At 67.0% G+C, this 12,373-nt stretch carries 12 protein-coding genes; 6 read left to right on the forward strand and 6 right to left on the reverse strand.

What is annotated here, in order from left to right; translation table 11 throughout:
- Positions 1 to 6 precede the first annotated feature (6 nt).
- The 5 genes from WHH00_RS00250 to WHH00_RS00270 form a co-directional block, all read right to left on the reverse strand.
- Positions 7 to 1,053, reverse strand: a complete 1,047-nt coding sequence (locus tag WHH00_RS00250; RefSeq protein WP_406635495.1) for a LacI family DNA-binding transcriptional regulator — start codon at positions 1,051 to 1,053, stop codon at positions 7 to 9.
- Positions 1,050 to 1,787: a cupin domain-containing protein gene (locus tag WHH00_RS00255; protein ID WP_406635497.1), complete on the reverse strand. Its 738-nt coding sequence runs from the start codon at positions 1,785 to 1,787 to the stop codon at positions 1,050 to 1,052. The genes WHH00_RS00250 and WHH00_RS00255 overlap by 4 nt, the downstream gene beginning before the upstream one ends.
- Positions 1,788 to 1,798: 11 nt before the next feature.
- On the reverse strand, positions 1,799 to 2,767 hold the full coding sequence (locus WHH00_RS00260; protein WP_406635499.1) for a PmoA family protein: 969 nt from the start codon (positions 2,765 to 2,767) through the stop codon (positions 1,799 to 1,801).
- Positions 2,764 to 3,864: a Gfo/Idh/MocA family protein gene (locus WHH00_RS00265; protein WP_406635501.1), complete on the reverse strand. Its 1,101-nt coding sequence runs from the start codon at positions 3,862 to 3,864 to the stop codon at positions 2,764 to 2,766. Before WHH00_RS00265 ends, WHH00_RS00260 begins: the two co-directional genes overlap by 4 nt.
- A 109-nt stretch (positions 3,865 to 3,973) precedes the next feature.
- Complete coding sequence (locus WHH00_RS00270; protein WP_406635503.1) at positions 3,974 to 5,377, reverse strand: MFS transporter; 1,404 nt, start codon at positions 5,375 to 5,377, stop codon at positions 3,974 to 3,976.
- A 195-nt stretch (positions 5,378 to 5,572) separates the two neighbouring features.
- On the opposite strand from WHH00_RS00270, the gene WHH00_RS00275 reads away from it, so the two are divergent.
- Genes WHH00_RS00275 through mnhG form a run of 6 tightly spaced genes read left to right on the forward strand, consistent with a single transcriptional unit; the run spans position 5,573 to position 12,082 of the window.
- A complete protein-coding gene (locus WHH00_RS00275; protein WP_406635505.1) occupies positions 5,573 to 8,644 on the forward strand; it encodes a Na+/H+ antiporter subunit A in 3,072 nt (1,023 codons plus the stop codon).
- The gene (locus WHH00_RS00280; protein ID WP_406635507.1) at positions 8,641 to 9,273 is read left to right on the forward strand and encodes a Na(+)/H(+) antiporter subunit C; all 633 of its coding nucleotides are present in this window, start codon (positions 8,641 to 8,643) and stop codon (positions 9,271 to 9,273) included. Before WHH00_RS00275 ends, WHH00_RS00280 begins: the two co-directional genes overlap by 4 nt.
- Complete coding sequence (locus WHH00_RS00285) at positions 9,270 to 10,874, forward strand: Na+/H+ antiporter subunit D (RefSeq protein ID WP_406635509.1); 1,605 nt, start codon at positions 9,270 to 9,272, stop codon at positions 10,872 to 10,874. Before WHH00_RS00280 ends, WHH00_RS00285 begins: the two co-directional genes overlap by 4 nt.
- The gene (locus WHH00_RS00290; protein ID WP_406635511.1) at positions 10,871 to 11,416 is read left to right on the forward strand and encodes a Na+/H+ antiporter subunit E; all 546 of its coding nucleotides are present in this window, start codon (positions 10,871 to 10,873) and stop codon (positions 11,414 to 11,416) included. The genes WHH00_RS00285 and WHH00_RS00290 overlap by 4 nt, the downstream gene beginning before the upstream one ends.
- Positions 11,413 to 11,691, forward strand: coding sequence for a monovalent cation/H+ antiporter complex subunit F (locus tag WHH00_RS00295; RefSeq protein ID WP_066279895.1), 279 nt, complete (start codon positions 11,413 to 11,415; stop codon positions 11,689 to 11,691). The genes WHH00_RS00290 and WHH00_RS00295 overlap by 4 nt, the downstream gene beginning before the upstream one ends.
- A complete protein-coding gene (gene mnhG / locus WHH00_RS00300) occupies positions 11,681 to 12,082 on the forward strand; it encodes a monovalent cation/H(+) antiporter subunit G (RefSeq protein WP_406635513.1) in 402 nt (133 codons plus the stop codon). The genes WHH00_RS00295 and mnhG overlap by 11 nt, the downstream gene beginning before the upstream one ends.
- A gap of 18 nt (positions 12,083 to 12,100) precedes the next feature.
- On the opposite strand, the gene WHH00_RS00305 is transcribed toward mnhG, so the two are convergent.
- A complete protein-coding gene (locus tag WHH00_RS00305; protein WP_066279890.1) occupies positions 12,101 to 12,364 on the reverse strand; it encodes a DUF4235 domain-containing protein in 264 nt (87 codons plus the stop codon).
- Positions 12,365 to 12,373 lie beyond the last annotated feature (9 nt).

Below are 12,373 nucleotides of genomic sequence, written 5' to 3' on the forward strand. Positions count from 1 at the left end.
TCCAGACTAGTCTGCCTGGCCTTGGTTGGGTGCGGGTCCCGAGGATTCCCGCAGCACCAGCCGCATGCCGGTGGGACCGGGCTCCGGAGGCGGCGTGCTGCCCGGGTTCAACGCTGCGAGCAGCTGCTCCATGGCGCTGCTGCCCTGCGCCTCCAGGTCCATGTGGACGGTGGTCAGGGACGGGACCAGGAACGCCGATTCCGGATGGTCGTCCCAGCCAACCACGCTGATATCGGCGGGAACCCGTAGTCCATGGTCGTGGAGCGCCCGGATGGCACCGATGGCCAGCTGGTCGTTCGCGGCAAAGACGGCGGTGAAGGTGGGATTGGCCAGGAGGGCCTGTGTGGCGTGGTATCCGGAGGCTGCACTCCAGTCGGCCTCGGCCACCCCGCCGTCCTCCAGTCCGGCGTCGTGGACGGCTTTGCGGTAAACGTCCAGGCGGTTGCGGGCTGCGGGCCATTCCTGGGGCCCGGCGATGTGGGCGATCCGCCGGTGGCCGAGGGAAGCGAGGTGCGCCACGATGGCCTGCGCCGCGGAACCATCCGAAATACGGCCCTGGCCGCGCATCTTGTCGTCATACTCACCCGCCACTACCACGGGAATCCGTTCCTGCGCCCGCAGGAGGTCCGTCCCGGAAATGGGGACGAAGGACAGTGCCCCCGCGAAGGGCCCGCCGTCCAGGATCCGGCGCAGCCGCTCCGTCCGCTCCGGGCCGGCCCCCTCCAAGGCGACGACGTCCAGGTGGTAGCCGGCCTCCCGGGCTGTTGCGGCCGCACCGTTGAGCATCCGGGACGGAAAGTACGGCGAGGATCCGGGGACCAGGGCCAGGAGCCGGTACGCAGCCTTGGTCCGCAGCGAGCGTGCGGTGAGGTTGGGCGAGTAGTTCAGCTCCGCCATGGCCCGTTCCACCTTCTCCGAGGTGGTGGCCTTCAGCCTGGACGGGTCAGCCATGTATCGGGAGACGGTCTGGTGGGAGACGCCGGCCATCCGCGCCACCTCGTAGATCGTGGCTGCACGGGCAGGCTGCGGAGCATCGGCGGGGGTTTGCGTCACAGCCTGGAATCCTCCCAGGTGGTGAGGCGTCCGCACATGCCGAACCCCTCACCAGCGCGCTGTTCGGCGCTGGCTACCGCTGCGCCCGACAGGGAAGCTGCTGAGCCCTCCGCCAGTTCACGGAGTGCTTGCTCCGTTGCCGTCACCTGCTTCTGGACGTTGGCTGCCCAGAGTTCTTTCCAGTGCCCGACGCGCGGGCGGACCAGCCGGGCCGCCGCGCGGTGGAACTCCTGGAGCGCCGCGGTGCCCTCCCGCAGCACGGATGCATGCAGTTCGGCGTATCCTTCCAGGGCGAGGTCGCGCCGCCTCCGCGCTGCCGCCGCAACTTCGCTTTCCCCTACTTCCCGGGGCAGGACGGCATGCTCGGCGTAGAGCTCCGGTTCCTGGAGGAGGCGGTGCGGAAAGGTCAGGACGGCGTCCCCGGCCTCGGGCAGGCCCGCGTTGGACATGATCACGTTGAGGGTGAGCCCGCCGGTGTTCACCAGGCGGTGGACGGTACCGGGGCTGAACCACACCAGCGATCCGGCTGCCAGGCCGTGCACCTGGACGCCTGCCATCGAGATGGTGTGCACCTCCCCTGTGCCGGCCGTGACCACGTATGCCTCGGAAGAGACGGTGTGGAGGTGTGGCGAGCCGCCGCACAGCCCGTCGCCGGACTCCCAGTCATACACCCGCAGCCCGGTCACTGCGGTGCCGCCGGGAAAGCCCGGAGCCGAAGGGAGCTGGCTGCTCACCGGCTGGCCGTTCATTTCCCGGCCGGGGACGCCGGCGCAGCCGCAAGGACGCTGCGGGCGGCCGTTGCCAGGGCTTCCGCCCGGCTTTGGTCCGACGGGCCGTCCGCAACCACAACGCCGTACCGGAAACGCAGCGTGGCTCCTGCCTGGAACAGGACCTCCTTGCTGAAGAACGGGGCGGGGCCCATGCAGGCAAACGGTTCGGACCGCGCGAACCACTCCGGCTCCGGATGCGGGCTGCCGGGATCGTCAACCATCACCAGCGTTGAGAAGCGGCATGTGCCATCATGCTGCCCCACGAAGGAAAGCCAGGGGGCCCGCTGGCCGCGGAGCTCCTCGCCGGTAGCGCCGCCGGGTCCCATGATGGTTCCGCCCGCAAAGGACCGGGGGCCGCGCCAAAACAACCCGCCGTATCCTGCGTTCTCACGGCCCTCCGTGGTGGGGGAGCCGATGTGGATGTCGTCTCCGGAAACGTTGGTCATGGCGGAGTCGAACACCAGCGTGTAGCTGGCGTCCGTCCCCGGAACTACCCGGAAGGACCTCTCCTCCTCCACCACGGGCGATCCCTGCTGGGTGATCCACTGCAGCCTGTGCGCGAAACTGAACGTGCCGTCGTCGTCCGTTGCCTTGGTGGTTTCCCGGTGCTGCATGGCGCCGTTGTTGGGAAGCCATTGGTAGTCCTTGCCGCGCCGGTAGCTTGGGCCGCCCCAGAAGTTGTCCGGCCCAAGGTGCGGCAGGGACCAGGCGATGCCTTTGTGCCACACGTGGTCGTGCGGGCGGTAGGCGCTCACCAGGTCGCCTCCCGGCGTGCGGACCGGATGGAAGTACGGCCGTGGCGATTCGGCCTGGGGATCGTCTGCGGCGTAGGTGTAGGTAAGGACGGACACGCCGTCCAGTGAGATTTCGACGGCGGCGCCATCGTCCGTCCAGCCGAGCTGGCGTGCGGGGGCTTGGGTGGTTGTTCCGGCGGCGGTGCTCATGCGTGGCTCTTTTCCAGTTTCCAGGGTTCCAGCCGGCCATCGGCGCGGTCGAAGAACGGGTTTCCTTCAGTGATTTCACCGCGGCGGACGGTCTTGCCGGTGATGGCGGAGGCGTAGAGGGCGGCGGCGAGCTCCATGGTGGGGTAGGCGTCGGCAAGCGTGACCGGCGGAACGGTCCCGGCGCGGACGGCCTCGATGATCCGGGCATATTGCGCGGGATGGCCGCTGGCTGTGCAGGCCTGGCCATCCGCCCACATCGCGGCAAGGCGCTCCTGGCCGGGTGCCGGGGTGAAGCGCCAGTTCGAATCGTCGTAGCCGTAGAGGTGCTCCAGTTCCACGGTGGCATTCTCATAGTCGAAGCGCAGCTGGGAGGTTTCCCGGGGCGAGATCACGGAGTTGATGACGGTGCTGAGGGCACCTGAGTCGAACCGCACGATGGCAGTGGAGACGTCCTCCGTCTCGGTCCGGCGGGCCAGCCTTCCGGCGAAAGCCGTCACTTCCTGCCACGGCCCCCAGAGGTGGAGGAGGAGGTCGAACTGGTGGATGCCGTGCCCCATGGTGGGACCGCCGCCCTCAACGTCCCACTGTCCGCGCCACGGAACGTCGAAGTATGCCTGGTCCCGGAACCAAAGGGTGTTGCAGAACCCGGTGAGCGGGCTGCCCAGGGCTCCGGACTCCTGAAGGTCCGCAAGCTTCCGGGCGCCCGTGCCGAAGCGGTGCTGGAAGATGCAGCTAACCCGTTTGCCGGTGGCACGTTCCGCTTCCTGCAGCTCCCGCAGCTGCCGGAGCGACAGTGCGGGGGGCTTCTCCAGGACCACGTCCATGCCCAGTGCCAGGGCTTCCCGTGCCAACGGGGCGTGCGACGACGGCGGAGTGCAGACGGCAACAAGGTCCAGTCCGGCTTCCGCTGCCGCTGCCAGGGTGGAAGCGGTCTGGGCAACACCCACCTTTTGCGCAAAGTCCGTTGCCCTGTCGGGGTCGATATCCACGGCCGCTACGAGCTCGGCGCCCGCCAGCTTCAGGGCTTCTGCGTGCGCGTGGGCGATGCCGCCCGTGCCGATGATTCCCGCCCGGGGCCGCTGTGGGGAGTTCGTCATGGTGCTCCTCGTCATTGAAAGGATTCATGTTATCGATCACAATTATGTGATCGATAACATACGGCGTCAAGAGGTGTCTGGCAGAACCCGAGGGAAAAGCTGCAGGGCGTCAGGCAGCCGGAACCGTGGCGATGGCGGCCTTGTCAGGGGACTTCACCGGCAGCAGGACCAACAGTCCCGCCAGCAGTACCACCATGATGCCCAGGATGCCCCAGCGCTGGGCCTCGCCCGGTGCCACCAGCGGAGCCGCGAGGGTGATGCTGAGGGTAAAGAGCGCTGGCGCCAGGAAACTGACGGCGCGGCCGGTGGTGGCATAGAGGCCGAAGAGTTCGCCCGACTCGCCGTGCGGGGCCAGCCTGGCCAGGTAGGCGCGCGATGAGGCCTGGGCGGGCCCCACGAACAGGCACAGGAAAAGCCCGAACACCCAGAAAGTGGTGCTGCCAGCCCAGGCCATCCCGAGGAAGGTGTAGTCCCCGTTGCCGAGCACCAGTATGACGCTCCCTGCAACCAGGAGGCCCACCAGCGAGCCGATAATCACCCGCTTGGGGCCTATCCGGTCGTCCAGCAGGCCGCCAAGGACTGCACCCACTGCGGCCACGACGTTGCCGAAAATGGCAAAGAAAATAACCTGGGACAGCTCAAAGCCAAAGGTTCCCGCAGCGATGATCCCGCCGAAGGTAAAGACGGCGGCCAGCCCGTCCCGGAAGACAGCACTGGCCAGCAGGAAGTAGATGGTGTGGGGGCTGGTGGCGTAGATGGCCTTGATCCGCCGGACAAGCAGGCCGTAGCTGGCCAGGAGGCCCAGCCGCTTCGCCTGGGCGGCGCCGGGAAGCTCGGGCACGGCGAACAGCACGGGAAGGGCGAAAACAAGGAACCACAGGGCCGAGAAAACCGCCACCAGCCGGATGTTCAGGCTGTCCTCGGTGGACGCCCCAAACCAGTCGAAGCTGGGCTGGACGAACAGCTGGAGGACGATCAGCAGGGCAACGATGCCGCCAAGGTAGCCGGCCCCCCAGCCGAATCCGCTGACCTTGCCGATGTTCCACGGCGTGGAGATCTGGGCGAGCATGGCGTTGTAGTTGACACCCGCGAACTCGAAAAACACATTGCCCAGGGCTATCAGGGACACTCCGAGCAGCAGGAACTCAGGCCGCGGGAAGACGAAGAAGCACAGCGCGGTGAGGAGGGCGACCGCCCCCGTGTTGACCCCCAGCCACAGCTTCCGCCGGCCGCCCGCGTCGGAGCGCTGGCCGGTGACCGGGGCCAGCAGGGCAATCGCCAGGCCGGCAACTGCCAGCGCACCTCCCAGGACCGCCGAGGCCTGGTCTTCGCCGCCGAAGGCGTCGGAAGTGAGGTAGACGGTGAAGACGAACGTGGTCATCACGGCGTTGAAGGCTGCGGACCCCCAGTCCCATGAAGCCCACGCCAGGATGCGGCCCTTGCTGGTGCGCTGGTTCCCGGACTCAAGTTCCGAGGACGGCTGCGTTGCCCCTGGAGCGCTGGCGCTGTTCATAGGATGCATCGTATCCGCCCGTGGCGAACAGGGGCCGGAGCGAACCCCCCGGGATACCGGGCCGCGCGCCTGGCAGGGCGTAGGGACGGAGGGGCGGCCGCCTAAGCCTTGATAAACTGGACCCTCCCGGACCTAACGAATGAACCGCCTGCTCCAACTTTTGACAATCGAATCCCTGACGACGCGGAGATACCAGTGATAACAGTCCTTGCCGTGCACTTTTCGGTGGCTGTCCTGGCGCCGTTCCTCTTCAGGGCCTGGGGCCGCAACGCGTTCTATGCACTGGCTGCTGTTCCCGGCGCATCCTTCATCTGGCTGCTGCTGCAGCACGGTCCGGTGTACACCGGAGCGGGATCCGTCAGCGAAACAGTGCCCTGGATTCCCGGGCTCCAACTCGAACTTGCCTTCCGCATGGACGCGCTCGCCTGGGTCATGTCCCTGCTGGTGCTGGGCGTCGGCTCGCTGGTTCTGGTCTACTGCGCCAGGTATTTCAAGAAAAAAGACCAGGACCTCGGTGCCTTCGGTGCCCAGCTGCTGGCCTTTGCGGGCGCCATGTTCGGGCTGGTGGTGGCCGATGACCTGCTGCTGCTGTTCATCTTCTGGGAACTCACCACCATCCTCTCCTACCTCCTGATCGGATTCGCCCGCACCAGGCTGGCTGCGCGGCGGTCCGCGTTGCAGGCCCTGATGGTCACCACCGCGGGCGGGCTGGCCATGCTGGTGGGCCTCATCATGCTGGGCCACACGGCCGGCACCTACCGCATCTCCAGCATCCTGGAGCAGGCGCCCGCCCTGGCAGGCGGAGCCTCCGGCTCCATGGTGAGCGCCGCCGTCGTACTCATCCTGGTGGGCGCCATCACCAAGTCCGCCCTGGTCCCGTTCCACTTCTGGCTCCCCGGCGCCATGGCCGCACCCACGCCGGTCAGCGCCTACCTGCATGCCGCTGCGATGGTCAAAGCCGGTATCTACCTGGTTGCCAGGCTGGCGCCCGGGTTCTCCGAAACGGCGTATTGGCAGCCGGTGGTGCTGGGCCTTGGCCTGGCCACCATGCTGGTGGGCGGCTACCGGGCGCTGCGCCAGACCGACATCAAGCTCATCCTCGCCTACGGCACCGTCAGCCAGCTGGGCTTCCTCACCATGGTGGTGGGCCTGGGCACGCCGGACGCGGCGCTCGCAGGGCTCGCGATGCTCCTGGCCCACGGACTGTTCAAGGCCACCCTGTTCCTGGTGGTGGGCATCATCGACCACCAGTCAGGAACGCGCGACGTCCGCAAGCTTTCCGGCGTGTTCCGCTCCTCCCGCGCGCTCGGAGTGGTTGCCGCCATCGGCGCCGCGTCCATGGCCGGAGTTCCCCCGCTGGCCGGGTTCGTGGCCAAGGAATCCGTGCTGGAGTCCTTCGTCCACCACGCAGGTGCCGATGAAGCCGGCCCGTGGGGCATGGTGGTCCTGGCCGGGCTGGTCCTGGGATCCATCCTCACCTTCGCCTACAGTGCGCGCTTCATGTGGGGCGCCTTTGCCGTCAAGCCCGGCGTGGAGCCCACCCCGTTCAAGGCCATCAGGCCCTCCTTCCTCGCCGCGCCCGCCATCCTCAGCCTCCTGACCATCGTGTACGGGCTGTGGCCAGCCCCTGTTGACGCGTGGATCCAGCCTTACGCCGCACTGTTCGCGTCCAACGCGCCCGACGCCGGAACAGCCGCCGAGCAGGCCGGTTACCTTGCGCTGTGGCACGGCTTCACGCCGGCGCTGGGCCTGACGGCCCTCACGTTCGCGCTGGGCCTGGCGATGTACTTTGGCCGCGACGCGGTGGCGCGGGTCCAGTCCCTGGTGCCGCCGTGGGTGGACGGGGACAAGGCGTACCAGTACACCATCGGCGGGCTGGATGACGCAGCGGTGTGGATTACCGGACGCACGCAGCGCGGTTCCCTGTACTACTACCTGGCTGTCATCCTGAGCGTGGCCTTTGTGCTGCCCCTGTCCGTCATCCTGGTGGCCGGCAAGCCGCTTCCGGACGGGATCTACCTGGTGGACCCCGGATCCCCGCTCCAACTCGTCGTGGGTGCCGGCATCGTGATCGGCGCCCTGGCGGCCGTCAAAGCCAACAAGCGGTTCCTGGCTGTCCTGATGGTTTCCGTCACCGGTTACGGCATTGCCCTGATGTTCGCGCTCCAGGGTGCCCCGGACCTGGCACTGACGCAGATGCTGGTGGAAACCATCATCCTGGTGGCTTTCGTGCTGGCGATGCGCAGCCTGCCGCCCGAGCTCCGCGACCGGACCGGCGGCAAATACCGGGTGGTGCGCGTGATCATCGGCCTGGGCTTCGGCGTCACCATGGTGTTCGCCGCGATTTACGCCATGGGAGCACGGATAGCAACGCCGGTTTCGCTGGAATTTCCGAGGCTCGCGTATGAGGGCGGCGGGGGACTGAACATCGTCAACGTGACGCTCGTGGACATCCGCGCCTGGGACACCTTCGGCGAAATCACCGTCCTGGCGCTGGCAGCAACGGGCGTGGCAAGCCTCATCTTCGTCCGCGGCCGCGGTGACAAGATCCTGAACTCCGCCACTGTGGCGGAGGGGACCGTTGGCCGCCACCGGGGGGTCGACCCCGGCAGCCGGGACGCAGCGGCGCTGGCCGTCAGCCGGAAGTTCGCGGCTTCTGCCCGGGATGCGTGGATCGTGGCCGGCCGGACACTGGCCCCCGAACGCCGGTCCATCATTTTCGAGGTGGTCACCCGGCTGATCTTCCACTCCATGATCATGTTCTCGCTGTACCTCCTGCTGGCAGGCCACAACCTGCCCGGCGGCGGCTTCGCCGGCGGCCTGACAGCCGGCCTGGCCCTGACCATCCGCTACCTGGCCGGAGGCCGGTTTGAACTCCGCGAGGCCACACCTGTCAGCGCCGGCGCCCTGCTGGGAATCGGGCTGGCTGTGGCCGCAACCTCCGGCGCAGTGCCGCTGCTGCTGGGCGGCCAGGTGTTCCAGAGCGCGATCATCGAACTGTGGCTCCCGGTGTTCGGGGACATCAAGTTCGTCACCTCCACCATCTTCGACATCGGCGTGTACATCGTGGTGGTGGGCCTGGTGCTGGACGTCCTGCGGAGCCTCGGCGCCGAAATCGACGAGCACTTCGAGGAGCGTTCAGCTGTGGGTGGCCGGACTCCCGGCGAGGAGCAGGAATTTGCGGGCGAAGACTCCGCCACAACGTCCGCGCCTGAGCAGGAGCCTGAAGGCGTAGCTTCCGAGACCACCGCAAAGGGCCAAGCATGAGCGTAAACCTGACCCTCCTCATCGTCATGGGGGCACTGTACGCGTGTGGCATCTACCTGGTGCTGGAACGCAGCCTCACGCGCGTCCTGCTGGGGCTGATGCTCCTGGCCAATGCAACCAACCTGCTGATCCTGGCCACCGGCGGGTACGCGGGGCTCGCGCCCCTGTACTCGAAGGACACTGCGGCCGGGGATTACAACGATCCCCTTCCCCAGGCCCTGATCCTGACGTCCATCGTTATTTCCTTTGCCGTCACCGCCTTTATGCTCGGCATCATCTACCGCACCTGGGTGCTGGCCCGCCGGGACGAGATCCAGGACGACGTGGAAGACCTTCGTGTTGCAGTAACGCCAAGCTTCGACGCCGAGGACGACGCCGAGGTCCCTGCCGAGACCTCGGAGTTTCCGCTCACCATGCTGGGCACGGACGGCCACAGCGTCTCCAACCACAGCGTCTCCAACGACGGCGGCACGGGCCATGGCGGCCCCGGCGGGTCCACCTCGAATGACGGCGCTCCCGGGACAACGCTTGTGGCCGGCGGCCGCGAGATTCCCGTCGAGCAGGCAGCCTCTGAAGAAAAACCCGGCTCCAGCAATGTGGCCCCTGGCCCGGAAGGAGGCGGAAAGTGAACCTCGCAAGCCTTGCCCCGCTCGCCGTCGTACTTCCCATCCTGGGAGCCGCCCTGACCTTCATGCTGATCCGGCATTCACTGGCCCAGCGCGCGGTGAGCATCGCCCTGCTGTCCCTCACGCTCCTGCTGGAGTGCCTCCTGCTGGCCTCCGTCTGGGACGGCGGCACGTTCGCCGTAACCCTGGGCGGCTGGCTGCCGCCGTGGGGCATCGTGCTGGTGGTGGACCAGTTCTCGTCCCTGATGCTGGTGGTTTCCTCGGCGGTGAGCCTTGCCGTGCTGGTGTACGCCACAGGGCAGGGCATGGCCGACGGCGACCAGGACGCGCCCGTCTCGATCTTCCACCCCACGTACCTGATCCTGGTGGCCGGCGTCTCCAATGCGTTCCTCTCCGGGGACCTCTTCAATCTTTACGTCGGGTTCGAGATCCTGCTGACGGCAAGCTACGTGCTGATGACGCTGGGCGGCACCGGACCCCGCATCCGGGCAGGCGTCACCTATGTGGTGGTGTCGGTGGTGTCCTCGGTGCTGTTCCTCATCTCGATCGCCATGGTCTACGGCGCCACCGGAACAATCACCATGGCGGACCTGGCCATCAAGCTTGGGGAGCTGGACCAGGGCACCAGGACGCTGCTGCACGTGATGCTGCTGGTGGCTTTCGGCATCAAGGCCGCCGTTTTCCCGCTGTCCTTCTGGCTGCCGGACTCCTATCCCACGGCGCCAGCGCCGGTCACTGCCGTGTTCGCGGGGCTGCTCACCAAAGTGGGTGTCTACGCCATGGTGCGCACCGAGACGCTCCTGTTTCCCGGGGACTCGCTGAACACCCCGCTGATGGTCGCCGCGTTACTGACCATGGTGGTGGGAATCCTGGGCGCCCTGGCGCAGAGCGACATCAAGCGTCTGCTCTCGTTTACCCTGGTGAGCCACATCGGCTACATGGTATTCGGCCTGGCCATGTCCTCCGTGGCGGGGCTTGGCGCGGCGGTCTTCTACGTGGTGCACCACATCACCATCCAGACCTCCCTGTTCCTGGTGACGGGACTGATCGAACGCCGGGGCGGCAGTTCGTCCGTGGACCGGCTGGGCGGCCTGGCCAAGCTGTCTCCGCTGCTGGCTTTGCTCTTCTTCGTGCCCGCCATGAACCTGGCCGGCATCCCGCCATTCTCCGGGTTTTTGGGCAAGGTGGGGCTCATGCAGGCGGGTGTTGAACTCGGAACACCGCTGGCCTACGTGCTGGTGATCGGCGGCGTGCTGACCAGCCTGCTGACCCTCCTGGCCGTTGCCAGGGTGTGGAACCGCGCGTTCTGGCGCAGGCCTTCGGACGCCGAACATCCGGATCCCGTGCTGCTGGCCACGCCTGCCGCCCGCGTTACCGGGCCGGGAGCCAAACCCAACACCGTCACCCTGCTGCCGCGCACCATGGTGGGCTCCACGGTCGGACTGGTGGTCTTGGGCGTGGGCCTGACCGTGTTTGCGGGACCGCTGTTCACGGTTTCGGACCAGGCCGCGCACGACATGCTGGACAGGTCCTCCTACATCCAGGCTGTCCTGGGAGAGGACACGGACGTTCCACTGGTCCTTACCGCAGGGGGAGGAAAATGAGCCGCCGGCGCATCTCGCTGCGCCAGGAGCTTCCGCTCCTGGTGTGGCTGGTCATCGTCTGGGGTGCCCTGTGGCAGGACTTCAGCCCGGGCAACCTGCTGTTCGGAGCCCTGCTGTCGGTGGCCGTGGCACGCCTGTTCTATCTTCCGCCGGTGGAGCTCAGCGGACGCTTCAACATCCTGTACGCCGTTCCGTTCGCACTGGTGTTCCTGGCCAAGGTGGTGATGGCCAGCCTGCAGCTCCTGTACCTCGCCGTAGCCCGGGGTCCCAAGGTGAAGAACGCCGTTGTGGCCGTGACCCTGCGCAGCCACCAGGACCTCCTGGTCACGGCCACGGGCCACGTGATTTCACTGATCCCCGGGTCGCTGGTGGTTGAGGTGGACCGGTCAACATCCACCCTCTACCTCCACGCGCTGAACATCAGCTCTCCGGAGGACGTCGAAAACCTGAAGAACGAGGTGCTGTCCATCGAAGCCGGGCTGATCAGGATCATGGGTACCACCGAAGAACTCGAAATTCTGCGGACGGAGGCGGCCGCATGATGCAGATCGTCCTGGCAGTTACCGCCGTGATCTTTTCGCTCGCGGCCGTCGGCGCCATCATCAGGATCTCCCGCGGACCGTCACTCCTGGACCGGGTGCTGGCCACGGACGTCCTTCTGGCGATCCTGGGCGGGGCCCTGTGCGTGGACATGGCCGTCAACAGGCACCTGAACAACCTGATGCTGGTGGTGGCCATCTCGATCATCGGCTTCATCGGCTCCGTGACCGTAGCAAGGTTCGTGGCAGACCGGAGGGAACAGCCCAATGAGTCCTGATTCCACTGCCCTGGATGCCTGGGTGGACGTGCTGTCCGCGGTGTTCATGATTGTTGGGGCCACCATGTCCCTGGGAGCGGCCATCGGCCTGCTGCGGTTCCCCGATCTCCTGAGCCGCATGCATTCCGCCACCAAACCCCAGGTTCTGGGGCTGTTCCTGCTCCTGGCGTCCATCGGACTGCAGATGCGCACCTGGTGGGTGTGGCCCGTGCTGCTGGTGGCCTGGATCTTCCAACTGCTTACCGTGCCGGTCTCCGCGCACATGGTGGGCCGCGCCGGCTACCGCACCAAGCACCTGCACCGCGAACTCCTCACCTCGGATGAGCTGGAGGCAGTGGTGCAAAAAGCCGCCGCCAAAGCCGCCCGTGAGGACGGTTCCGGCGACGGCTGAGTGCTGGCGGGGACGCGGCTAGACGATGTCCTGGCTCTTGGCGAACCGGGTGATGGCCCGCTGGGTGCCGCGGTTGGCCAGGACCTGGATGATGGTGCTGACCGAGGCTGAGATCAGCGCGAACGTCAGCGCGGACTGCAGGCTCGTGGGAACGTCCTCGTCCTTGCCGGTGGGCGGCTTGCGCCCGGTGGACTTTTCCCAGATGGTGTTGACCAGCTTGGTGCCGACGAAGCCGGCGCCGAGGCTCACGCCGGTGCCGAGCAGCTTAATGAAAAGGTTCATTCCTTGATA

It is taken from the genome of Pseudarthrobacter quantipunctorum, assembly GCF_045291495.1.
GTDB classification, from domain to species: Bacteria; Actinomycetota; Actinomycetes; order Actinomycetales; family Micrococcaceae; genus Arthrobacter; species Arthrobacter quantipunctorum.